The organism is Nonomuraea sp. NPDC049695, from assembly GCF_040674955.1.
GTDB lineage: Bacteria > Actinomycetota > Actinomycetes > Streptosporangiales > Streptosporangiaceae > Nonomuraea > Nonomuraea helvata.
The window spans coordinates 1-23,955 of sequence record NZ_JBFANV010000084.1 but is presented as its reverse complement, the minus strand read 5'-3'; the positions used below and the strand labels follow the sequence as shown (position 1 = coordinate 23,955).

The window sequence follows — 23,955 nt, the reverse complement described above, 5'->3', positions numbered from 1 at the left end:
GCCCGTTCGCATGTCCGCCGGCATCGTGACCCTCCTTGACAGATCCCTGCTTTGCGGTCAAATTAGGCAAGGCTTACCTAACTTAATCATTCAGGGAGGGATTGCCGCAATGGACGGGATCGACGGCAGGGTCGCCTTGGTGACCGGCGCGGCCCGGGGCATCGGGGCGGCCGTCTGCGCCGCTCTGGCCGCCGCCGGCGCCGAGGTCGCCGGGGCGGACCTCCTCGCGGGCGTGCCGTACCGCATGGACGTCCGCGACCCGCGCGACGTCGAGGACGTCGTCGCCGCCGTGGAGCGGGACCTCGGACCGATCGGCATCCTCGTCAACATCGCCGGCGTGCTGCTGCCGGGGACCGTGGCGGACACCGGCGACGACGGCTGGCGGCAGAGCTTCGCCGTGAACGCCGACGGCGTCTTCCACGTCTCCCGCGCGGTCGCGCGCCGGATGACGCCCAGGCGGCAGGGCGTGATCGTCACCGTCGGCTCCAACGCGGCCTGCGTGCCACGCGTCGGCATGGCCGCCTACGCCGCCTCGAAGGCGGCGGCCCGCATGTTCACCCGCTGCCTGGGCCTGGAGGTGGCCCGGCACGGCATCCGCTGCAACGTCGTCTCGCCCGGCTCGACCGACACGTCCATGCTGCGCGCGCTCTGGGCGGACGCCGATCCCGGCGAGGCACTCTCGGCCACCCTCACCGGCGACCCGGGCGCGTTCCGCGTCGGCATCCCGCTCGGTCGGGTCGCCGAGCCCGAGGACGTCGCCGGCGCGGTCGTCTTCCTCTGCTCGGACCAGGCCAGGCACATCACCCTGCACGACCTCCTCGTGGACGGCGGCGCGACCCTTCGCGCCTGACGAGATTGGATCTCCATGCATCTGCTGACAACCGCGGCGGATCCGCTGGCGGGTTACGACCGCGCGGAGTCGGTGCTGTTCGCCTCCTCCCGCGGCACGCTGCTCACCCGCGGGGTGCGCGGGGTCGCCGAGGGCGACCTGGCCACGGTGGCCGGGCGGGTGGACGGCCCGGCCGCCGGGGCCGTCGGCTTCGACGGCACGGCGCACCTGATCCTGCCCGAGTCCGAGACCTGGTCGCCGCCGCTCGCGCCGAGCCGGGCGCCGCTGCGCAGCGGGGGCTGGTGGAGCAGGCGGGTGCCCACGCCGGCCGACTACGTCAAGGCGGTGCGGCAGGTCCTGGCCGAACTGGGCGCGGGCCGCCTGGACAAGGTGGTGCTGGCCAGGACCGTGGAACTGCGCTCCGACGCGCCGGTCGACCTGCCGGGGCTGCTGCGGCCGCTGCTCGGGCACGGCTACTCCTTCGCCGCCCCGCTGCCCGGCGGGCGCACGCTCACCGGCGCGAGCCCGGAGCTGCTGGTGTCGCGGCGGGGACGCGAGGTGGCCAGCAACCCCCTCGCCGGCTCGGCGGCGCGCTCCGCGGACCCGGCCGAGGACCGGCGCAGGGCCGCCTCCTTGACCGCGTCGGCCAAGGACCTGCACGAGCACCGCCTCGTCGTGGAGGCCGTCGCGGACGCGCTGGCGCCGTACTGCGGCGCTCTGGAGGTGCCGCGCACGCCGGAGCTGACCGCCACCGAGACCATGTGGCACCTGTCCACCCGGATCACCGGCACGCTGCGCGACCCCGGCACGTCCGCGCTGACGCTGGCCGCCGCGCTGCACCCGACGCCCGCCGTGTGCGGGACGCCGGAGGCGGACGCGCGGCGGATGATCGAGGCGCTGGAGCCGTTCGACCGCGGCTTCTACGCCGGGCTGGTCGGCTGGAGCGACGCCACGGGGGACGGGGAGTGGGCGGTCGCGATCCGGTGCGCGGAGGTGGCCGAGCACACGGTGCGGCTGTACGCGGGCGCCGGGATCGTCACCGGCTCCGACCCCGACCAGGAGCTGGCCGAGACCTCCGCCAAGTTCCGCACGATGCTGCGCGCCCTGGGGGTGTCGGATGCGCTGGTCTGAGCCTCCGGTGGACAGCAGGGAGGTGTCCCGTGCACTGGTCTGAGCTTGCGGTGGACAGGAGGGAGGCGTCCCGTGCACTGGTCTGACGACGAGGCCGCCCGCTACCGGGCGAAGGGGTACTGGCGCGGCGAGACGTTCGGGCGGATGCTGCGCGAGCTGGCCGAGGCGCACGGACCCCGGCCCGCGCTGATCTCCCCGGAGGCCCGCTGGACCTTTCGCGACCTGGACGAGCGCGCCGACCGCCTCGCCGCGGGCCTGGGCGCGGCGGGCATCCGGCCCGGCGACCGGGTCGTGGTGCAGTTGCCGAACGTGCCCGAGTTCCACCAGGTGTGCTTCGCGCTGTTCCGGCTCGGCGCGCTGCCGGTGTTCGCGCTGCCCGCGCACCGCTCGGCCGAGATCTCGTACTTCTGCGAGTTCACCGAGGCCACCGCGTACATCTGCCCCGACGCCGGACACCGCGCCTTCGCCCCGAAGACACCCGCGTTCGTCCTGGGAGAGCTCCCCGAGCAGGACCCGGCCGACCTCCCGGGCCCGGATCCGGGCGACGTGGCGTTCCTGCAGCTGTCGGGCGGCAGCACCGGCCTGCCCAAGCTCATCCCGCGCACCCACGACGACTACATCTACAGCTTCCGGGCCAGCGCCGAGATCTGCCGGTTACGGCCCGGCAGCGTGTACCTGTGCGCGCTGCCCGCCGCCCACAACTTCCCGATGAGCTCGCCCGGCGTGTTCGGCGCGCTGAGCGCCGGGGCCGCGTCCGTGCTGGCGCCCGACCCCAGCCCCGGCACGTGCTTCCCGCTGATCGAGCGCGAACGCGTCACGATCGCCGCCCTCGTCCCGCCCCTCGCCCTGCTCTGGCTGGACGCCGCCGCGGGCACCACGTACGACCTGTCCAGCCTGGAGGTGCTCCAGGTGGGCGGCGCCAAGTTCGGCCAGGAGGCCGCCAAGCGCGTACGGCCCGAGCTCGGCTGCCTGCTCCAGCAGGTCTTCGGCATGGCCGAAGGGCTGGTCAACTACACCCGGCTGGACGACGACGAGGAGACCGTCCTCTCCACCCAGGGCCGCCCCATCTCGCCGGACGACGAGATCCGCATCCTCGACGACGACGGCCGCGAGAGCGACCACGGTCACCTGCTCACCCGCGGCCCGTACACGATCCGCGGCTACTGGCGGGCCGACGAGCACAACAGGACCGCCTTCACCGACGACGGCTTCTACCGCACCGGCGACATCGTCCGGCGCACCCCGAGCGGCCACCTGATCGTGGAGGGGCGCGCCAAGGACCAGATCAACCGGGGCGGCGAGAAGATCGCGGGCGAGGAGGTCGAGAACCACCTCCTGGCACACCCGGCCGTCCACGACGCCAGTGTGGTCGCCGTACCGGACCCCTACCTGGGCGAACGCGCCTGCGCCTACCTGATCTGCCGCGGCGAGCCGCCCACCAGGGCCGAGCTGCGGGCCTTCCTGCGCGAGCGCGGCATCGCCGCCTTCAAGATCCCTGACCGGTTCGAGTTCGTCGATGCCTTCCCGCAGACCGCGGTCGGCAAGGTCAGCAAGCGTCACCTCCGCGAAAGGACATGACATGCCGATCCCTCCCATCAAGCCGTACCCGATGCCGGACCGGACCCCGCCCAACCGGGTCGAGTGGCAGCCCGACCCCCGCCGCGCCGTCCTGCTCGTCCACGACATGCAGAACTACTTCCTGCGGGCCTTCACGCCCGGCCGCTCGCCGCTGGTGGAGCTGATGGCCAACGTCCTGGCGCTGCGCGAGCTCTGCGCCGAGCTCGGCGTGCCCGTCGTGTACTCCGCTCAGCCCGGTGACCAGAGCGCCGAGCAGCGCGGGCTGCTCCGCGACTTCTGGGGCTCCGGGATCGGCGCCGACCCGCAGGAGGCGCGCATCGCCGACGAGCTGGCGCCGGGTGAGGGCGACGTGCTGCTCACCAAGTGGCGCTACAGCGCCTACCAGCGCACCGGGCTGGCCGAGCTGATGGCCGGACAGGAGCGCGACCAGCTGATCATCTGCGGCGTGTACGCCCACATCGGCGTGCTGATGACGGCGTGCGAGGCGTTCATGCGGGACGTGCGCGCGTTCGTGGTCGCCGACGCGGTGGCCGACTTCTCCAGGGAGCACCACGAGATGGCGCTGACGTACGCGGCCGAGCGGTGCGCGGTCACCACCACGACGACCCGGATCAGCCGCGCGCTGTCGCAGGCGGTGGCCGGTGTCTGAGACCGCCGAGCGGCTGCGGGCCGAGATCGCCGAGCTGCTGTTCGTGGCGCCGGACGAGCTGGGCCTCGACGACGACCTCGTGGACGCCGGGCTGGACTCCATCCGGGTGATGACCCTCATCGAACGGTGGCACCGCGCGGGGATCCGGCTCGGCTTCCCGGACCTGGTGGCGAAGCCCACCATCGCGGCCTGGGCGGACCTGCTCTCCAGGCCCGCCGACGGGCGGCCCGCATGAGCGGCCTCGCTGACCTGGAGGAGCTTCCCGAGTGACCCGCCCGACCCTGCCACCCACCATGCCATCGACCATGCCGTTGAGCGGGGCCCAGGCCGGGATCTGGTTCGCCCAGCGCCTGGACCCCGGCAACCCCGTCTACAACGCCGCCGACCGCATCGACCTCAGGGGTGCTCTGGAGCCCGAGCTGTTCGAACGGGCGCTGGAGCGCTGCCTGGCCGAGGCCGAGCCGCTGCGCCTGCGCTTCACCGACGAGCCCGCCCAGTACCTGCGCTCCTACGACTGCCTGCGTGGCCGCCTCACCGTGCTCGACCTGCGGGGCGAGCCGGACCCCGAGGCCGCCGCGGACGCGTGGATGCGCGCCGACCTGCGCACGCCGGTGGACGTGGTCACCGGCGACCTGTCCCGCCACGCGCTGCTGCGGCTGGCCGACGACCACTTCGTCTGGTATCTGCGGGCGCACCACATCCTCATCGACGCGTACGCCTTGTCCCTGCTGGTCGGGCGGATGGCGGAGATTTACACCGCGCTGGCCGACGGCCTGACGCCGGGCGCGGGGCCGTTCGGGGCGATGGCGCCGGTGCTGGCCGAGGAGCAGGCGTACCGGGCGTCGGAACGGCACTCCCGCGACCGGGCGTACTGGCTGGAGCGGCTCTCCGGCGCGCCCGAGCCGGTCGGGCTCGGGGGGGCTCCGGCGATGTCCGCCCGCGAGGTCGTCCGGCGGCGCGCGCCGCTCCCGCCCACCGGCCACTGGGACGCGCTCGCCCGCGAGACCCGCGCCACCTGGGCCGAGGTGGCCGCCGCCGGGCTGGCCTGCTACCTGGGGCGGCTCACCGGCACGACCGACGTGCTGATCGGCCTGCCCCTGATGAACCGCTCCGGCGCCGCGCTCCGCGTCCCGTGCCTCACCGTCAACGTGCTGCCGGTCCGGCTCGACGTACGGCCCGGCCGCACGCTGGGCGAGCTCGTCGGCGACGCCGCCCGCCGCATCGCCGAGGCCCGCCGCCACGGCCGCTACCGGATCGAGGACCTGCGGCGGGACCTCGGGCTGGCGGGCACGTCGCGGGCGCTGTTCGGGCCGCTGCTGAACATCAAGCCGTTCCCTTCCGAGGTGAAGTTCGGCAGCGCGACCGCCGCCGTCACCAACCTCGCCGCCGGGCCGGTGGACGACCTGGCGGTGGCCCTGCTGCTGGACGGCGACCGCCTCACCCTCGAACTCGACGCCAACGCCGCCCTGTACTCGGGCGAGGCCCTGGCGACGCATGCGCGGCGGCTGGCCGCGTTCCTGGCCTCGCTCGGCACCCTGGCCCCGGACACGCCCCTGGGGCGGCTGTCACTGCTCACCGCCGAGGACCGCGCCGCCCTGCGCCTGCCACGCGTCACCGTGCCCGCCGCACGCCCTCCCGCCGATGCCGATGCGTCGCGGGCGCGCGCGGTGCGACCCGCCGCGCCCGCGCCCACCGTCGTGGAGGCGTTTCTGGAGCAGGTACGGCGCACGCCGGGCGAGACGGCGCTGACGTGCGGCGGCGAGGCGCTGACGTTCGGGCAGCTCGGCGAGCGGGTGGAGCAGCTGGCCCGGCAGCTGGCCGCGCAGGGAGCCGGGCCAGAGCGGGTGGTGGCCGTGGCGCTGCCCCGCTCCGCCGAGCTCGTGGTGGCGCTGCTGGCGGTGCTGAGGAGCGGCGCCGCCTTCCTGCCGGTCGACCCCGGCTACCCGCCCGCCCGCCGCGACCTCATGCTCGCCGACGCCCGCCCCTCGATCGTCCTCACCCCGGACTGGCAGCCAGAGCCGGGCGTCCCCGAGGCCACGGACCCGTCACGGCCGACGGGAGATGCCAAGGGCGCATTGCCCGTCCCGGCCCCCGGCGACGCCGCCTACGTGATCTACACCTCCGGCTCCACCGGCCGTCCCAAGGGCGTGGTGTGCACGCACGGCGGGCTGGCCGCGCTGCTCGCCGCCCACCGCGAGCGCCTGTTCCCTGAGGGGGAGCGGCTGCGCGTCGCGCACACCGCGTCGTTCTCGTTCGACGCCTCCCTCGACCCGCTGCTGTGGATGATCGGCGGCCACGAGCTCCATCTGCTCGCCGACGACACGTACCGCGACCCGGAGGCCCTGACCGCCTACGTCCGCGAGCACCGCATCGACTACCTCGACCTGACCCCGTCCCACCTCAAAGAGCTCCCCGCCGTGCTGGCCGAGCCGCCGCGGATCGTGGTGGTCGGCGGCGAGGCGGTGCCGGGCCCGCTCTGGCGGACGCTGCGCGAGCGTACGCTCGCCGTCAACCACTACGGCCCCACCGAATCCACGGTCGACGCCTACACCTGGCTCGGCGGCGACGGCGCGGAAGGGCCCACCCCGGGCACCACCGTGCACGTGCTCGACCACGCCCTCCACCCGGCCCCGCCGGGCGTGGCCGGCGAGCTGTACCTGGCGGGCGCCGGGCTGGCCCGCGGCTACCTCGGCCGCCCCGGCCTGACCGCCGAGCGGTTCGTGGCCGGACCCGGGGGCACGCGCCTCTACCGGACGGGGGACCGCGCCCGGTGGGCCGCCCCCGGGCGGCTGGAACTGCTGGGCCGGGCCGACGACCAGCTGAAGGTGCGAGGCGTCCGCGTCGAGCCCGCCGAGATCGAGGCCGTGCTGGAGACCCACCCCGCCGTGACCGCAGCGGCCGTAGCCGTCCACGGTGACCGGTTGGTCGCCTACGTGGTGCCGGCCGCAGACGGCGCCGACGGGCCGGAAGAGCACGCCGCCGACAGGCTGAAGGAGCACGTCGGCGCGCGGCTGCCGGCCGCGATGGTGCCCTCGATGATCGTGCCGATGGAGGCGCTGCCCCGCACACCCAACGGCAAGCTCGACCGCGCCGCGCTCCCCGCCCCGCGCACCGGGCCCGCCACCGGCCGGGATCCGGCGAACGCGGCCGAGCGCGCCATGTGCGACCTGTTCGCCGAGGTGCTGGGACTGCCGTCGGCCGGCCCCGAGGACGGGTTCTTCGACCTCGGCGGCCACTCCCTCCTCGCCGCGCGCCTGGCGGTCAGGGTACGGGAGACGTTCGGCGTACGGCTGCCCATCACCGCCGTCTTCGAGACCCCCACCCCGGCCGCCCTCGCCGGCAAGCTCGGCACCACCGCGGCCCCGCGCCCGCCCCTGCGTCCCCGGCCCCGCCCGACTCCCATGCCGCTCTCGTCGGCGCAGGCCAGGCTCTGGTTCCTGTACCGCGTCGAGGGCCCGAACCCGGCGTACAACATCCCGCTCGCGCTCCGGCTGACCGGCCAGGTGGACCGGACCGCGCTGCGGGCGGCGCTGGAGGACGTCGTGGCCAGGCACGAGATCCTCCGCACGATCTTCCCCGAGCACGACGGCGTCCCCCGCCAGGAGATCCTGGAGCGGGTACGCGTCCCGCTCCCCGTCTGGCAGCCGGACGACGGTGACGCGGCCATGCGGGCGATCGCGCGCCGCGGCTTCGACCTGGTCTCGGAGCCGCCGTTCCGGGCCCACCTGCTCCGGCTCGCCCCGGACGAGCACGTGCTCATGCTCGTCCTGCACCACATCGCGGGCGACGGCTGGTCGGCCGGACCGCTGGTGCGCGACGTGCTGGCCGCCTACGAGTCCCGCAGCGCGGGCAAGGCCCCCGAGCTGCCGCCGCTCCCCGTCCAGTACGCCGACTACACGCTCTGGCAGCGCGACCTGCCCGCCACCGGCCTGGCGTACTGGCAGAAAGCGCTCGCCGGCCTCCCCGACCAGCTCGAACTCCCCTTCGACCGGCCCCGCCCGCCGGTGCCGAGCGGCGAAGGCGGCACCGTACCCGTCGCCCTGGGTCCGGCCGTCATGGCCGCCGCCGAGGCGCTCGCCCGCCGCGCCCGCGCCAGCGTCTTCATGGTGCTGCACGCCGCCCTGGCGGCCCTGCTCACCCGGCTCGGCGCCGGCACCGACATCCCCATCGGCACCCCCGTCGCCGGCAGGAACGACAGCGCGCTGGACGACGCCGTCGGCTTCTTCGTCAACACGCTCGTCCTGCGCGCCGACACCTCGGGCGACCCGTCGTTCGCCGAGCTGCTGGAGCGCGTGAAAGCGGCGGACCTGGCCGCGTTCGACCACGGCGAGCTGCCGTTCGAGAGGCTCGTCGAGGCGCTGAACCCGCACCGGACCCGCAACCGGCACCCGCTGTTCCAGGTCATGCTGGTCCACCAGGACCTCGCCGAGGTGCCAGTGGTGCACACGGGGACGGCCAAGTTCGACCTCACCCTCAACCTCGACCCGACCGGCACCGGCTTCCTCGAATACAGCCGGGACCTGTTCGACCGGGCCACCGCCCGCGCGCTCGTCACCCGGCTGACCCGCCTGCTCGACCAGGCGCTCGCCGACCCGTCCCGGCCGATCGGCCGCCTCGACCTGCTGGACGCCGCCGAGCGCCGCACCATCCTCCAGGAGTGGAACGGCGACCTGGTCAGCGAGCCGGGCGCCACCCTGCCCGGCCTGTTCGAGGAGCAGGCGCGCCGCACGCCCGGCGCGACCGCCGTCGGCGAGCTCACCTACGCCGAGCTGAACGCCCGCGCCAACCGCCTCGCGCACAAGCTCATCGCGTACGGCGCCCGCCCCGGCGGCGTCGTCGCGCTGTCGCTGCCCCGCACGCCCGACCTGGTGGCGGCGCTGCTCGCGGTGCTCAAGACCGGGGCGGCCTACCTGCCGCTCGACCCGTCGTACCCGGCCGACCGCGTCGACTACATGATCGCCGACGCCGGTCCCGTGTGCGTGGTGGACGAGGGCTGGCTGGACGACCTGGGGGAGTGGCTGGACCACGACCCCGAGCGTGACCTGCGGCCGGGCGACGCCGCGTACGTCATCTACACCTCCGGCTCGACCGGCCGCCCCAAGGGGGTGGTCGTCACCCACCACAACGTCGTGCGGCTGCTGTCGGCCACCGACCGCTCATTCGGGTTCGCGCCGTCGGACGTGTGGACGCTGTTCCACTCGTACGCGTTCGACTTCTCGGTGTGGGAGCTGTGGGGCGCGCTCCTGTACGGCGGCCGCCTGGTCGTGGTGCCGTACGAGGTGAGCCGCTCGCCCGCAGACCTCCTCGACCTGCTGGAACGCGAGCGCGTCACCGTGCTCAACCAGACCCCGTCGGCGTTCTACCAGCTCGCCGCCGCCGACGACGGCCGCGAGCTCGCCCTCCGATACGTGATCTTCGGCGGCGAGGCGCTCGAGCCCGCCCGGCTGTCCGCGTGGCGGGCCCGCAGGCCCGGCGCGCCCCGGCTCGTCAACATGTACGGCATCACGGAGACGACCGTGCACGTCACCCACCTGGAGTTGGTCTCCGGCGACGAGCACGGCAGCCCGATCGGGCGGGGCATCCCCGACCTGCGCGTCTACGTGCTGGACGACGCGCTGCGGCCGGTGCCCGCCGGGGTGGCCGGCGAGATGTACGTGGCCGGGGCCGGGCTGGCCCGCGGCTATCTCGGCCGCCCCGGGCTGACCGCCGAGCGGTTCGTCGCCGATCCGTACGGGGCGCCGGGCTCGCGCATGTACCGGTCGGGCGACCTGGCGCGCCGGCGGATTGACGGCACGCTCGACTACGTGGGGCGCGCGGACCAGCAGGTCAAGGTGCGCGGGTTCCGCATCGAGCCCGGGGAGGTCGAAGCCGCGCTGCTGCGCCATCCGTCGGTCGCCCAGGCCGCCGTGATCGTCCGCGAGGACCGGCCCGGAGACAGGCGCCTGACCGCGTACGTCGTGCCACGCGGCGACGCCCGCGGGCTGCGGTCCTTCGTCGCGCGGTCGCTGCCCGACTACATGGTGCCCGCCGCGATCGTCGAGGTGCCCTCGCTGCCGCTCACCGTCAACGGCAAGCTCGACCGCGCCGCCCTGCCCGCACCCGCCGTCCCCTCGGGCGAGGGGCGGCCGCCGGATGGTCCGCGCGAGGAGGCGCTGTGCGCGCTGCTCGCCGAGGTGCTCGGCGTGCCGCGGGTCGGGGTGGACGACGGGTTCTTCGACCTCGGCGGCCACTCGCTGCTCGCGGTCCGGCTGGTGGCGCGGATCAAGGAGGTGCTCGGGGCCGAGGTGTCCATCGGCGCGCTCTTCGAGGCGCCGACCGCCGCCGGGCTGGCCGCGCTCGTCGAGGGCGGGGCCCGGGTGGATCCGCTCAGGGTGCTGCTCCCGCTGCGCGAGGCGGGCTCGCGCGCGCCGCTGTTCTGCGTGCACCCGGCCGGCGGGCTGAGCTGGTGCTACGGCGGCCTGATCCGGTACGTGCCCGACCGCCCGATCCACGGGCTCCAGGCGCGCCGCGACCGGCTGCCCACGTCGCTGCGCAAGCTGGCGGCCGACTACGTGGCCCAGCTCAGGCTCGTGCGGCCCAGCGGCCCGTACCACCTGCTCGGCTGGTCCACCGGCGGGATCATCGCGCAGGAGATGGCCGTCCAGCTGCGCCTGGCCGGGCAGGAGGTGGCGCTGCTGGCGATCCTGGACGCGTACCCGGCCGAAGGGATGCGCGGCCTGCCGCCGTCCGACGAGGCGGAGGCGCTGGAGGCGCTGCTCACGATGGCGGGGTTCGCGCCTGACACCGAACTCACGATGGAGCGGGTGCTCGGGCTCCTGCGCCGGGAGGCCAGTCCGCTGGCCGGGCTCCCGGTCGCGACGCTCACCGAGCTCAAGGACCTGTACCTCAACACGAACCGGCTCGTACGCGGCCTCGACACCCGCGTGTACGACGGCGACGTGCTGTTCTTCCGCGCGACCGTCGACACGGTCGACGACACGCTGACCGCGGACGCCTGGCGTCCGCACGTCACCGGTGCGATCGACAACCACGACGTGGCCTGCAGCCACAAGGACATGACCCAGCCGGGACCGATCGCCGAGATCGGCGCGATCGTCGCGGCCCGACTCGAGGAGCTTGGCTCGTGAACCCCTTCGACGACCCCGACGGCGAGTTCCTCGTCCTGGCCAACGACGAGGAGCAGCACTCCGTCTGGCCGTCCTTCGCCGCCGTCCCCGACGGATGGGCGGTGCGGTTCGGCCCCGACACCAGGGCGGCCTGCCTGGCCTACGTCGCGGCGTGCTGGACGGACCTGCGCCCGCGCAGCCTGCGCCGATGAGGGCAGCCGTGCTCGCCGTGTACGTCACGGCGATGTGCTTGAACGGCCTGGACGCGACGATCGTCAACCCGGCGCTGTTCGCCATCGCCGCCGAGCTGGACGTGCCGCCGGCGGCGAGCAACGCGGTCGAGTCGGCGTTCCTGGCCGCCCTCGCGGTCGCCATGCCGTTCGCCGGCCGGCTGTGCGACCGGTACGGGGCGCCGCGGGTGTTCCTGGCGGCCCTGGCGCTCTTCACGGCGGCGTCCGGGCTCTGCGCGCTGGCCTGGGACCTGGGGTCCTTGGTGGTGTTCCGGGTGGCGCAGGGCGCGGGCGGCGGCGTGCTGACGCCGGCCGGGATGGCGATGCTGTTCGGCGTGTACGCGCCCGAGGAGCGGATGCGGCTGTCGCGGTACATCGTCGTGCCGACGGCGCTGGCGCCCGCGCTGGGGCCGGTGCTCGGCGGGCTGCTGGCCGACACGCTGTCGTGGCGGTGGGCGTTCCTCGTGAACCTGCCCTTCGGCGCGGCGGCGCTGCTGGTGGGCGTGCGCGCGCTGTGGCGCGTCCCAGTGCCACGCTCCGGGCGTGTGCCGGGCATGCCCGGCCTGTTCCCGGGCCTGCTGGGCGAGCGCGGGTTCCTGCGCGGCATGGTCGCCGCCTCGCTGGCGGCGGCGGGGCTGCTGGGCATGCTGTTCGTGTTCCCGCTCATGTACCAGGACGTGCTGGGGGCCTCGGCGGCGGACGCCGGCCTGGTGGTGTTCCCCGAGGCGCTGGGGCTCATGGTCGCCGGCTTCGTCGTGGACCGGGCCTGCGCGAAGTGGGGCGACAGGCGGGTGATCGCCGCAGGGCTGCTCGGCGGCGCGGCGCTGTTCGCGGTGCTCGCCCTGGCCGAGCCGGGGGAGTGGGGGCTGCGGGCCGCCATGTTCGGGGTGGGACTGGTGCTCGGCCAGGCGGTGACGGCGGTGCAGGTGTCGGCGTTCGCGACGGTCGGGCCGGAGGCGATGGGCCGGGCGATGACGCTGTTCCAGTCGGTACGCATGCTCGGCGGCGGCCTCGGCGTGGGGGCGTGCGCGCTGGCGGCCTCGCACGCGGGGTACCGCGCCGCCCTGCTGGTGGCGACGGCGTTCCTGCTGGGCGCGTTCCTGACCGCCGCGAAGACGCCCGTACCCGGGGAATCTGCCGCGAAAATCCCTTCCTGAGCTGGGCAGGCGGCGGCGAACCCCGATCTGGCGATCATGGTTGGGTATGCGACCCATCGGCTGGCGATCTTTCAGCTCGTGACCGCGCCGCCGTACGACCACGCCGATATCACTACCTACCTTGGCAACCGGGTGGTCCAGGAGACATCGAACTCCGCCTGGAGATCGCAGTCGGCGAGACGACTGCCAGGCACCTATTCGAACAGGGACGTGTCTCCCGTGCCCCGGCGGAGAATCTCGGGTTCGTCCTGCGAGAAGTCGACGACGGTGGTCGGGGTGGCGCCGCATTCGCCGGAGTCGATGACCGCGTCCACCACGTGGTCCAGCCGTTCCTTGATCTCCCAGCCCTGCGTCGAAGGTTCGGTCTCGTCGGGCAGCAGCAGGGTGCTGGACACCAGCGGTTCGCCGAGCTCGGCCAGCAGCGCCTGGGTGACGACGTGGTCAGGGATGCGGACGCCGACCGTCTTCTTCCGGGGATGCAGCAGCCGCCGCGGGACCTCCTTGGTCGCGGGCAGAATGAACGTGTAACCGCCGGGAGTCGCCGCCTTGACCTGGCGGAACAGCGCATTGCTCAGGTGAACGAACTGGCCGAATTGGGCGAAGTCACGGCATATCAGGGTGAAATGATGGTCGCTGCCAAGGCCCCGGATCTCCCTGATCCGGTCCAGGCCCTCCTTGTTGCCCGGTCGGCATCCGAGGGCATAGCACGAGTCGGTGGGGTAGGCGATGAGCCCGTCCGCCCGCAGGATCTCGGCGATCTGGCTGATCAGGCGAGGCTGGGGATTGTCAGGATGAAGATCGAAGTATCTGGCCACGCCTCGGATCCTAGGGGCCGGCACCATGGCACGACAGGCGGCCCCAGGGCAGTACGGTCTCGCCGTCCGGCAGCGTCTCCCTTCGCGCAGGGCGTGGCGGTCGTCGGCGAGCTGCCGGTGAATGTCAGAGCTTGACGCGGGCTGCGACCGCCAGGTGGTCGCTGCCGGTGGCGGGCAGGGTCCAGGTGGCGACGGGAGTCGCCGCGCGGGTCATGACGTGGTCGATCCGGGCTATGGGGAAACCAGCGGGCCAGCTGAAGCCGAAACCCTCCTCAGCCGGCGTCATCCGGGAGGTGACCGGAGCCAGGCCTCGGTCATCGAGGGTGCTGTTGAAGTCGCCCAGCAGAACGATCCTGTCCAGATCTTCCGCGGCGATGGCCGCGCCCAGTGCGGCAGCGCTCTCGTCCCGCCAGCCGGTGCCGAAGCCGTCCGGCAGCCGGATACGGACCGAGGGCAGGTGGGCGACGTACACGGCCACGTCGCCGGATGGCGTCCGCACGGTGGACCGCACACCTCGGCTCCAGTCTCCTCTGACCTCCCCAGGCCTGATGTCCACCGGCCGAGAGTCCGCGAGGGGATACCTGGACCAGAGTCCGACAGTGCCCACGACCACGTGGTGGGGGTGGCCCGACGCGAGGGCGGCCTCGTAGACGGGCAGGGCGTCAGGCGTCAACTCCTCCAAAGCGATGAGGTCGGCTCCGGCCTGGGCCAGGGCTCGCGCGGTTCCCCATCGGTCGTTGTGCACCGCCCGGCCAGGGGCCAGGCGATGGTGAGCAGCCCGCCGTACGAAGCGGCCAGTCGCTGATCATCGGCGCCGCCACTACCGCGTCGTGAGCCGCTCCTCCCTGGTGGTCATCCAAAGCGCAGGCAGGAGCGGCCCACAGCCGGCGTCAATGCGACCCTGTGCATTCATGAGAAGATCCACATGATGACTGGTCTGATGAGCGGCTGCGGCCGCCGAGAAAAGGCGACGGCCACAGCCATGATCACCACGGCCTCGCTGCGGGCATCAAGCCCAGCAGCTTCGGCGACCCCTGCCCGCCCTGCCCACGAGTGCGATGGCCTACGGTCCGCCGGGACTCGCCGCGGCGATGTCCGCACAACAGACGGAGGCCCCGTGTGGTGCTTCACTTGCCGGCGCGCGGACGATCGAGCCGACCGAGGGCTGGCGCTCTTCACCATCGCCCCCTTCTCGTCGCGCACGTGGTGAGCATGTCAGCCGCACCGACTGAGGACCGCAATGCGCCCGCGGACACCGGGGCCTGTGTGCCGGCAAGCAGTGGAGGTACGGGTCGGAGCGTGCCCGGAGCCTCGCCGCGCCTGACAAAGCCCTCCGGCATCGGCGGGATCGCCGGGTTGCGGCTGCGTCATCGACGCGGCGATGGTGGACAGGTGTCCCAGGCAGACGTGGACCTCATCGACGCCTTGGACCCTCTCGCGTGGCGAACCGTGGCCGACTGGCTGCAGGAACGACCCAGCGTGGCCGGGAGATGCGCCCGCGTGCAGATCCTGGCCGCATTTCTCCGCTGGTTGCACACGGCCGAGCCGGGCCTGGATCTGCTCGCCGTCACCGGAGAACACGTCGACACCTATTGCCGGCAGGCCCGGTCCGGGGCGCTCACCGTCGGCGTACGCACTCCAGGAAAGCCCCTCGCAAGCGCCACGGTCACCGCGCGAGGCCGCGTGTTGTCCTCCTTCTACCGCTTCGCCTGGTCAGCCGGTGTCCTCTCGCAAGCGGCCACGCCGCCGGACACCAGCCGGCCGCGCGCGATGACCCGTGACGAACGGCGGCGGCTACGCCGCGGTGCCTCCTGCTTGGCAGCCGACGGTCGACTGACGGAGGCTGTGGCCGTGGCCCTGCTTGAAGCAACAGGGGCCAGCGCGGACGCTCTGGCGAGCTTGACCGGTCGCGACCTGCATGCTGTATGCGGTGACTCCGACAAGTCGCTCGTGCTGATCACCGTTCGCAACAGTCAGCGGGATGTCGTGACCTTCCCGATGCCCGAGTCGGTCATTGCCTGGCTCCGGGCGCGGAGTTCGCCTCGGTCGCCCGGGGAGCTGCTGATCGCGCGCGACGACGGTCGCCCTACGGACTCGGAGTGGTTGACACTCGCGTTGGTGGACGCGGCGCTCGCCGGCGGGATTCCTCCACGGAGGGCCAGGGCGCTACGCCCGCCCATGTTGCGCGCTGTGACCGCTACATCTCTCGTGGAGCAGGCGACCTACGCCGACGTATGTGCCTGAGGGTTACCGCCGGCCGGTTCTGGACTCGTGCCTGCCTAGAAATCTACAATGTAAAGGCGCCCGGCCGGAGGTCCGCGGCCGTCAGAGCAAGAACGACAGCGGCATCGAGGAGAGACCTGTCGGCAGTGGCGGACACGGCGGCGGCCGCGAACGCGGGATCGTGCGGCACGGCGTCTCCCGAGCCGATGTCGAGCATGGGATGGATGGCCCGCACGACGTGCGACACGTTCGCCATGTCCGTCATCGCGAACGGCTCCCGTGCCACGGGCTCCGGCCGCCCGAGCGCTCTGGCGTTGGCCGCGTAGAGGCGGGCGAGGCCGGCGTCGTCGCGGAAGTCGAGGTAGTCGGGCTCCGGCCGGGTCAGGCGTGCCTGGCAGCCGGTGGCCAGGGCCGCGCCCTGGAAGCAGGCCTCGACGCGGGCGCGCAGCCCGGCGAGGTCCTCCGCGGCGGTGGCCCTGATCTCGTAGGAGGCGGTGGAACGGGCGGGGATGATGTTGGGCGCCTCGCCCGCGGAGGTGACGACGCCGTGGACGTGCTGGTCGCGGGGGAGTTGCTGGCGTAGCAGCCCGATGGCGACCTGGGCGAGGGTCATGGCGTCGGCGGCGTTGCGGGCCTGGTACGGGGCCAAGGTGGCGTGGGCGGCGCGGCCGGCGTACTCGATGTCCAGGGTGCCGAGGGCGAACGAGCGGAACCTGACGGTCTCGAACGGCCCCGGGTGGACCATCATCGCCGCGTCCACGCCGTCGAACACCCCGGCCTCGAGCAGCAGCGCCTTGCCGCCGCCGCGCTCCTCGGCGGGGGTGCCGACGACCTTGACGGTCAGGCCGAGCTCGTCGGCGTACGGGGCGAGCGCGAGGCCGGCGCCGGTCGAGGCGGCGGCGATGAGGTTGTGGCCGCAGGCGTGGCCGAGGCCGGGCAGCGCGTCGTACTCGGCGCAGAACACCACGGTGAGGGGGCCGTCGCCGCAGGAGGCGGAGAAGGCGGTCTCGAGCCCGCCCACGGAGGCGACCACGTCGAATCCGGCTGAAGCGAGCACCTCGGAGGTCCAGGCCGCGGCGCGGTGCTCCTCGAAGGCGGTCTCGGGGTGGGCGTGGATGCGGTGGCTGAGGCCGATCAGGCTGTCGGCGTGCGCGTGGACGCGGTCGCGGATCGCGTTCTTGACGGTCACAGCCATCCGGCCGCCAGGGTGACGAGGCCGTCGGCGAGGCCGCCGAGCCAGCAGGCGGGGTCGTGGCCGCCGTTGTACTCGGTGAGGCTGACCTCGTATCCGTGGGCGGCGAGTGTCTGGGCAAAGCGGCGGTTCTCGTCGAGGAGCATCCATTCGAGGGTGCCGACCTCGATGTGGAAGCGGACCGGCAGGCGGGCGGCGCGCGCGTACTGGCGGGTGAGCCATTCGGGGTCGTCGTCGCTCCACCAGTACGAGCCGGATTGGGAGAGCACGTTGCCGAAGCGTTCGGGTGCGACGAGGGCGGCGTACGAGGCGGCGAGGCCGCCGAGGCTCTGGCCGGCGATCACGGTGCGGCCGGGGTCGGCGGTGGCCTGCCATTCGCGCTGGGCCCAGGGGAGCAGTTCGTCGGCGAGGTGGCGGGCGAAGGGCTCGTGGCAGGCCATCTCGCGCAGCCTGGCGGGCCGGTCGACCGAGTCGGGCATCACCGCGACCAGGGGTGGCGTGCGGCCGTCTGCGAGGAGGTTGTCGAGGGTGTCGGCGATGTGCCCGGCCCAGACGTCCCCGTCGAGCAGCACGACGACCGGGTACGGGCCGATGCCGTGCCCGGGCGGCGTGTAGACCCACACCCGCCGCCCCGAAAGCCGCCGCTCGGTGACCTGGCCTCGGGGGATGCCGGGCCTCCGCTCCCGGTACGGCTGCGGCGGGGCCTGCGGCAGCTCCAGCAGCGAGGAGGGCCGCCGCCCGGCCGATGCCGGGACGGTCACGGGGTTGCGGGGGTCGGGCACGGCCGTGCGCATGGCATGGAGCCAGGAGTCGCGGTCGGTGCCGGGGAGCTCGGCGCAGGGCAGGATCTGATAGCCGGCCCGCAGGCCGGCGTCGAGCTCGTACGTCAGGTGCAGCAGGTCGGTGCCGGGCAGCCGGGCCATGACATGGCCGCCGATGTCGCCGGCGTGGCGGTCGCGGTCGGTGATGGTGTTGATGAGGACGAGGGCGCGTTCGCCGGCTGATGTGGGCTGCCACAGGAAGGTCACCCTGCACCTTCCTGGCGTGTCCGCGGGTTCGATCAGGGGAGTGGCGTCGGGCTCCATCTATGACCTCCGGTCCGACAGCAGGGTCCACAGCAGGAAGGGGCCGCCCAGGATGCTGGTCACGACGCCGGCGGGGATCTCGGCGCCGTCGGCGGCAACGCGTCCGACCGTGTCGGCGATGACGACGAGTGCCGCGCCGGTGAGGGGCGCGCCGAGGAGGGGAAGACGGGCGGGTCCGGCGAGGCGGGCGGCGATGACGGGGGCGGCCAGGGCCACGAAGGCGACGGGGCCGGCGACGCCCACGGCCAGCCCGGCGAGGACGACGGCCAGGGCCAGCGCGAGCAGCCTGGTCGGGCGTGGGGCGGCACCGAGCCCGGCGCTGACGTCCTCGTCGAAGCGGAGCACCGCCAGGCGGCGGCCGAGTACGAGCGCGGCGGGCAGGAGGACGGCGAGCCCGGCGGCGACGGGCAGGGCGACGGGGTAGCCGCGTCCGGTGAGGCTGCCGACGCTCCAGGCGTGCACGGCGGTGGCCGAGCTGAGGCCGCGCCAGGCGAGCAGCGACTGGGTGAGCGCTCCCGCCAGGGTGGTGAGCGCCAGTCCGGTGACGATGAACCGGTGGCCCTGGCTGCCGATCCCGCCCGACACGGCGAACACCGCCACGGCGGCGGCGAGCGCGCCGGCCGGGCCGATCCACCAGTGCGCGAACAGCGTGCCGGACGCCGACAGAGCTCCGGCGAGCATGATGGCGATGACCGCGCCCTGGTTGATGCCGAGCAGGTCGGGCGTGGCCAGCCGGTTCCCGGCCAGCGTCTGGGTGAGGCAGCCGGACAGTCCCAGCGCCGCCCCGGCCACGGCGCCTGCCACGATCCGCGGGAGGCGGATCTCCCGCAGCAGCAGGACGTGGCCGCCCTCGCCGGTGCCGAAGAGGGCTTGGAGGGCCTGGCCGGCGGTCATTCCGGACTGCCCGGCCGTGATCGCGATGGTGACGGCCGCGGCGAGGAGGGCGGCCAGCAGCGCGGCCGCCAGCGCCGGGCGCACGGGGACGAGGACCGAGCAGGGCCCGGCCCGGAGGAGGATCGTTCTGCGGGGCCGTGCCCTGGTGCGAATCCGGCGGAGGATCGGGCCGCCGGTGCCTGAGGTGATGGCGTGCGAGGCGACGGCATGCGCGGTGACGGCGCGCGCGGTGACGGCATGCGCGGTGATGGCGTGCGAGGTGACGGCATGCGCGGTGATGGCGTGCGAGCGGGCGACGGCGATCAGGACCGGCGCGCCGAGCACGGCGATCAGGAGCGAGACCGGCGCCTCGTACGGGCGCATGATCAGTCTGGCCAGGACGTCGGCGGCGAGGAGGACCACGGCCCCGGCCAGTCCCGACAGGACGATCCGCGGGCCGATCCCGCGGGCCGTCCTGGAGACGTGTCCGGCCAGCAGGCCGAGGAAGCCGATCGGGCCCGCCACGGCGACGGCCGCCGCGCTGAGCAGGGTGACCGTGAGTGTCACCCACGCTCTGGTACGTCCCGGGCGGTGGCCGAGTGCGACGGCGAGGTCGTCGCCGAGAGCCAGCGCGGCCAGCGGGCGGGCCGCGAAGGCCGCCATGAGCAGGCCGGCCGCGATCGCGGGTGCGATGGACAGCACGCGTTCCATGGGGATGCCGGCCAGGGAGCCGAGGATCCAGAGGCGGTACTGGTCGAACGTGACGGGGTCGGCCACCAGGACCGCCGTGGTGATGCCGGCGAGCGTGGCGGACAGGGCGGCTCCGGCGAGGACGAGTTTCAGCGGCGACATCCGGGCGCCGATCAGCAGCACGATGCCGGTGGTCAGGAGGGCGCCGCCGAGTGCCCAGGTGAGGTAGGCGCCGCCGGTCTGCGCGCCGGCGGTGACGATGCCCGTGACGACGCCGAGTGCGGCGCCCGCGTTGACGCCGAGCAGGCCCGTCTCGGCGAGGGGGTTGCGGGTGACCGCCTGCAGGAGCATGCCGGAGACGCCGAGCGCGGCGCCGACGGCGAGCGCGGCCAGGGTGCGGGGCAGGCGTACCGTCTCGACGACCATCCGCAGGTGGCCGTCGCCGCGGGCGCCGAGGACGTACGCGATGACCTGGTCGGGGGCGACGCGGCCCGCGCCGGTGAGGACCGAGGCGGCGCAGAGGGCGAGCAGCGCCAGGGCACCCAGTCCGAAGGCTCGGGGTTGCGTCAACATAAGGTAAGGCTAACCTAAAATAGGCAAGCCTTCCCTAACTTTCTCCTGGAGCTCGTATGGCCCTCATCCGCAGGGTCGGCGGACTGCTCGTCGCCGCCGTCGCCGTCCTGGCCGCCGTCGCGTGCGGCGCGTCGCCCCCGGCCTCTTCCAGTGGTACGCCCGCCGCCGTTCGCGAGGTCAAGGACGCCACCGGCACCTTGATCAAGGTGCCTACCGATCCCAGGCGCGTGGTCACCCTGACCCAGGAGGACCTGGACGCCGTCCTGGCCCTCGGCGTGACCCCCGTGGGCATCACGAACGGCCAGGGCATCGGCACCCCGCCCGCGTACCTGGCCGGCAAGGTCCAGGGCATCCCGGTCGTCGGCAACCTGCTGCAGCCCGTCATCGACAAGGTCGTGGAGGTGAGACCCGACCTGATCCTGGCCGGCGACCTGCAGGACCAGCAGTTGCTTGACCAGCTCCGCAAGATCACTCCTGCGACGGTGGTGACGATGGCGCCGACGGACGACTGGAAGCTGTCGTTCATGGGCATCGGCAACGCGCTGAACAGGCTGGACGCGGCCAGGAAGGTCATGACCGCCTACGACGCGCGCGTCGCCGAGGCCAAGGGCAGGATCAAGCCTGCCGAGGTGAGCATCGTGCGCTGGAACCCGCAGGGGCCGAGCTGGATGGAGCGGCGGCAGTTCGCCGCGTTCGTCGCCACCGACCTCGGCCTGACCCGGCCGGCCGCGCAGGACAAGGACGGCACCGCCCACTCGATGCCGCTCAGCCTGGAGGCGCTGTCGGACATCGACGGGGAGTGGCTGTTCGTGTCCACGCTGACCGCCGACGGGCAGAAGACGCTCGACGAGGTCAAGGGGACCGCGGCATTCAAGGAGCTGAAGGCGGTCAGGAGCGGTCACGTGGTGTCGGTGGACGGCTCGGTCTGGAGCACACGCGGTGCTCCCTTGGCGGCGGGCATCGTTCTCGACGACCTGGTCAAAGCGCTGTCGGGCGGCTAGCTCGCCGAAGCCGCCGGCCGTTGGGCGTCCGGCACTCGGAGGCGTCACACGACAGCGACGGCGTCGATCTCGACGAGGAACCCGGGGCCCAGGCCGGCCACGACATGGACCGTGATGGCCGGCGGCGGGTCGGCCCGGTTCCACACCTCCTGGAAGGCGGCCACTCCCTCGTCGAACGAGTGGCCGTCCACCACGGCGATGCGCCAGTGCACGATGTCCGCCAGGCTCGCCCCCTCGCTCTCCAAGATGGTCGCGAGGTTGCGGAACACCTGCCTGGCCTGCTCCCCGACCGTGGGACCGACGACCTTGCCCTCGGCGTCGACGCCGTTCTGCCCGCCGATGTAGATGGTCTTCGCCGGCGGTTCGACCACGACGGCCTGGCTGAAAGCCGGGCTGCGGTGGACCCCCTCGGGGTTGATGTGCCGTACGCCCATGTGCCGCGCCTCCTCTGCCGCGAAACCGGTTTAAGTGGTTTCGAATGTCGACACCAGTTATAGTGGTTACATGCGAGCGAAGGCAACCGGACGGGTCCTGCACGATCCCAAGGGAGGGTCGTTCCGGTTCGACGCCGGCGCCGTCTGCCTGGACTTCGCCCACACGGGCGGCGAGGGCCGGTACGCGGTGTTCGAGACCCTCCACGAGGAGGTCGACCTCGGCGAATGGCTGGCCCAGCCGCCGCTGGGCGCGGTCATGACGGTCCCCGTGACGGCCCGCGAGCTGGCCGCGGCCAAGGCCCTGCGCCAGGCGATCTGGGACGCGGCGCACGCCCGGGCGGCCCAGAGCCCCCTCCCGGCCGAGGCGGTCGGGATCATCAACCGGGCCGCGGCCGAGGCGCCGCTGATCCCCGAGCTGGCCGCCGACGGCACGACCGCGGGGTGGGCGCCGCCGGTTCGGGCCACGCAGGCGCTGTCGACACTCGCGCGCGAGATGATCGAACTGCTGTCCGGGCCGCTCTCCGAGCGCATCCGCGAGTGCGCGAGCGACAACTGCCCGCTGGTGTTCGTGGACACCTCCCGCCCCGGCGCCCGGCGCTGGTGCGCGATGGAGCGCTGCGGCAACCGCCACAAGCTCCGGGCTCTCCGCGCCCGGCAGGCCACGGACCCCTGACGAGCCCATGCCATCCGGACTCCAGCGATCCGCGTCGCCGGCCGCCGAGCCATCGTCCCCCGAGTGCCCCGGACGCCTCCGTCAAGCGTCCGGCTGGAGTGCGATCCTCGCCAGGAGGGCGGCGAGTTCCACCGGCTGGGACAGGAACGGCGAGTGGCTGCTCCGGATCCGGTGGACCACGCCGGACCTTGCCGCCATCACCTCCTGGCTCCACGCGGGCAGGGCCTGATCGTCCTCGCAGAGGATGTACGCCGACGGGACGGTGTGCCACCCCGCCCTGGTCAGGACGTCCCTGAAGGACCTGGCGCTATGCGGCACCAGCCGTTTCGCGGCCTCCTCCGCCTCGGGCCGGGGCACGTCACCGTAGAACATCGCGATCGGATCATCCGGTACGGCCTCGAACTCGCCGGGTGCGGATGAACCGGGCACGCCATGGAATCCGAGGACACTCTCGCCGGCATCGAGCTGGTACGCCGCCAGATAGACGACGCGCGACACGTTCTCCGCCTCGGCGACGGCCTGGCTGACAGGCGCGCCGCCGTACGAGTGGGCGACGACCACGACCGGCCCGTCCATGAGCTCCAGCGCTCCGCGTACCGCCTGCGCGTCGTCGTGCACGCCGGCCGGCCCGCCCGCGCTCGGCAGGTCGATCGCCCGAGTCCGCCACCCGTCGGCGCGGAGCACCGACGCCGCCTTCTCCCAGCACCACGCGCCGTGCCATGCCCCGTGCACCAGGAGCAGGGTCGGGCGGGAAACTCCATCGGTCATGCGAAGACCACCTTCCGCCGGGCACGGGAATCGATACCGATGCGCGGGCCAGGCGAGCCTGCCCCGCCACGGGCACCTTAACCGGCTCCTGCTCCTTCCCGGTACGGCGTTCTCGACGGGTTCCTCCGGATCCCGTACTCGCTGCCAGGCAATGAGCCGTGCCCGATCCTCGTTCATCGGGCACGGCTCGGCGGTGTCAGGGGGTCACGATCGTACCCAGCCGGGCAGGCCGGGAACGGGGCCGGGAAGCGGTTTGTAGGTGGATTTCTTGGTCTGTGTGGTGGGTGGGATGGCGGGGCATCTGGCGCCTTCGGCCGGCAGTTTGAGGGAGACCAGGTAGCGGTCGATGCCGTTCACGGCGCAGTCGCCGTGGTCGTAGATGCGGTGGCCCCAGCCTTCGTAGGTGAACAGTCTTCCCGCGCGGCCGAGTTGGCGGGCGGTGCTCACGGCCCAGTTGTAGCCGGTGGCGGGGTCGTGCAGGGCGTTGGCCACTAGGAGTGTGGGGCTGGAGACGTTCAGGCGGTGCTGTGGGTTGGGGATGGGGGCCTGCTGTCCCAGGCAGGCGGCCATTGTGGCCAGGGCTTCGGGGCCGGCTTGCATGTCGGGGGCGATGCGGCGGGAGCTGGCCAGGTGTGCGGCGTATTCGTCGTAGGTGCGGACCGGCAGTAGGTAGTCCAGGCAGAAGACCTGGGTGGCGTCGTTGACCACTTGCTGGTCGGGCAGGGGGGTGAGCAGGGATGTTGCTGTGCCTTGGCCGCTGTCGACGGCTACGAGGAAGTCGGCCAGGGCGGCCCAGTCGGGGCCGAAGAAGGCGCCGGTGGCCTCGTAGATGAGCAGCAGTTTGGTGAGGGGGGTGTCGGGCTGGCCGGGGTAGTGCAGGTCGCCGTGGTCGGCGCGGGTGAGCAGGCCGGCCCAGAAGGTGCGGATGTTCTTGCCGTGCAGGGCGCA

Annotated in this window: 19 protein-coding genes; 11 read left to right on the top strand and 8 right to left on the bottom strand. The window is 73.3% G+C overall.

Annotation, left to right across the window (positions count from 1 at the left end):
- The first annotated feature begins 109 nt into the window (after positions 1–109).
- The 8 genes from AB0J64_RS44765 (at position 110) to AB0J64_RS44730 (ending at position 12,680) form a co-directional block, all read left to right on the top strand.
- The gene (locus AB0J64_RS44765; RefSeq protein ID WP_364041855.1) at positions 110–850 is read left to right on the top strand and encodes a 2,3-dihydro-2,3-dihydroxybenzoate dehydrogenase; all 741 of its coding nucleotides are present in this window, start codon (positions 110–112) and stop codon (positions 848–850) included.
- Positions 851–865: 15 nt separating this feature from the next.
- Complete coding sequence (locus tag AB0J64_RS44760; RefSeq protein WP_364041853.1) at positions 866–1,960, top strand: isochorismate synthase; 1,095 nt, start codon at positions 866–868, stop codon at positions 1,958–1,960.
- 72 nt (positions 1,961–2,032) lie between these two features.
- Positions 2,033–3,538, top strand: a complete 1,506-nt coding sequence (locus AB0J64_RS44755; protein WP_364041851.1) for an AMP-binding protein — start codon at positions 2,033–2,035, stop codon at positions 3,536–3,538.
- Position 3,539: 1 nt separating this feature from the next.
- On the top strand, positions 3,540–4,187 hold the full coding sequence (locus AB0J64_RS44750) for an isochorismatase family protein (RefSeq protein WP_364041849.1): 648 nt from the start codon (positions 3,540–3,542) through the stop codon (positions 4,185–4,187).
- Positions 4,180–4,422 (top strand): phosphopantetheine-binding protein, encoded by a 243-nt coding sequence (locus tag AB0J64_RS44745; protein ID WP_364041847.1) that lies wholly within the window; start codon positions 4,180–4,182, stop codon positions 4,420–4,422. Before AB0J64_RS44750 ends, AB0J64_RS44745 begins: the two co-directional genes overlap by 8 nt.
- Positions 4,423–4,453: 31 nt before the next feature.
- Positions 4,454–11,314, top strand: a complete 6,861-nt coding sequence (locus AB0J64_RS44740) for an amino acid adenylation domain-containing protein (RefSeq protein WP_364041845.1) — start codon at positions 4,454–4,456, stop codon at positions 11,312–11,314.
- Positions 11,311–11,505 (top strand): MbtH family protein, encoded by a 195-nt coding sequence (locus AB0J64_RS44735; RefSeq protein WP_364041843.1) that lies wholly within the window; start codon positions 11,311–11,313, stop codon positions 11,503–11,505. Before AB0J64_RS44740 ends, AB0J64_RS44735 begins: the two co-directional genes overlap by 4 nt.
- Complete coding sequence (locus AB0J64_RS44730) at positions 11,502–12,680, top strand: MFS transporter (RefSeq protein WP_364041841.1); 1,179 nt, start codon at positions 11,502–11,504, stop codon at positions 12,678–12,680. Before AB0J64_RS44735 ends, AB0J64_RS44730 begins: the two co-directional genes overlap by 4 nt.
- A gap of 194 nt (positions 12,681–12,874) precedes the next feature.
- On the opposite strand, the gene AB0J64_RS44725 is transcribed toward AB0J64_RS44730, so the two are convergent.
- Complete coding sequence (locus AB0J64_RS44725; protein ID WP_364041839.1) at positions 12,875–13,522, bottom strand: L-threonylcarbamoyladenylate synthase; 648 nt, start codon at positions 13,520–13,522, stop codon at positions 12,875–12,877.
- A gap of 97 nt (positions 13,523–13,619) precedes the next feature.
- Complete coding sequence (locus AB0J64_RS44720; protein WP_364041837.1) at positions 13,620–14,240, bottom strand: endonuclease/exonuclease/phosphatase family protein; 621 nt, start codon at positions 14,238–14,240, stop codon at positions 13,620–13,622.
- A gap of 662 nt (positions 14,241–14,902) precedes the next feature.
- On the opposite strand from AB0J64_RS44720, the gene AB0J64_RS44715 reads away from it, so the two are divergent.
- Positions 14,903–15,739, top strand: coding sequence for a hypothetical protein (locus AB0J64_RS44715; RefSeq protein ID WP_364041835.1), 837 nt, complete (start codon positions 14,903–14,905; stop codon positions 15,737–15,739).
- A 43-nt stretch (positions 15,740–15,782) separates the two neighbouring features.
- On the opposite strand, the gene AB0J64_RS44710 is transcribed toward AB0J64_RS44715, so the two are convergent.
- From AB0J64_RS44710 to AB0J64_RS44700, 3 genes are read right to left on the bottom strand one after another with little or no spacing between them, the layout of a single operon-like run.
- Positions 15,783–16,913, bottom strand: a complete 1,131-nt coding sequence (locus AB0J64_RS44710) for a M20 family metallopeptidase (RefSeq protein ID WP_364041833.1) — start codon at positions 16,911–16,913, stop codon at positions 15,783–15,785.
- A complete protein-coding gene (gene fes, locus AB0J64_RS44705) occupies positions 16,904–17,995 on the bottom strand; it encodes an enterochelin esterase (RefSeq protein ID WP_364041831.1) in 1,092 nt (363 codons plus the stop codon). The genes AB0J64_RS44710 and fes overlap by 10 nt, the downstream gene beginning before the upstream one ends.
- Entirely contained in the window at positions 17,996–20,131 is a 2,136-nt protein-coding gene (locus AB0J64_RS44700; protein WP_364041829.1) for an iron chelate uptake ABC transporter family permease subunit, read from the bottom strand.
- Between the two features lie 56 nt (positions 20,132–20,187).
- Between AB0J64_RS44700 and AB0J64_RS44695 the strand changes: the two genes are divergently transcribed.
- Positions 20,188–21,132: an ABC transporter substrate-binding protein gene (locus tag AB0J64_RS44695; RefSeq protein WP_364041827.1), complete on the top strand. Its 945-nt coding sequence runs from the start codon at positions 20,188–20,190 to the stop codon at positions 21,130–21,132.
- 44 nt (positions 21,133–21,176) lie between these two features.
- Here the strand turns inward: AB0J64_RS44695 and AB0J64_RS44690 are convergent, their stop codons facing one another.
- Positions 21,177–21,566, bottom strand: coding sequence for a RidA family protein (locus AB0J64_RS44690; protein WP_364041826.1), 390 nt, complete (start codon positions 21,564–21,566; stop codon positions 21,177–21,179).
- Between the two features lie 70 nt (positions 21,567–21,636).
- On the opposite strand from AB0J64_RS44690, the gene AB0J64_RS44685 reads away from it, so the two are divergent.
- Entirely contained in the window at positions 21,637–22,239 is a 603-nt protein-coding gene (locus AB0J64_RS44685; RefSeq protein WP_364041824.1) for an ABATE domain-containing protein, read from the top strand.
- Between the two features lie 81 nt (positions 22,240–22,320).
- On the opposite strand, the gene AB0J64_RS44680 is transcribed toward AB0J64_RS44685, so the two are convergent.
- Complete coding sequence (locus AB0J64_RS44680) at positions 22,321–23,007, bottom strand: alpha/beta fold hydrolase (protein ID WP_364041822.1); 687 nt, start codon at positions 23,005–23,007, stop codon at positions 22,321–22,323.
- A gap of 204 nt (positions 23,008–23,211) precedes the next feature.
- Positions 23,212–23,955: alpha/beta hydrolase (locus AB0J64_RS44675; RefSeq protein WP_364041820.1), on the bottom strand; the 744-nt coding region annotated here is incomplete at its 5' end.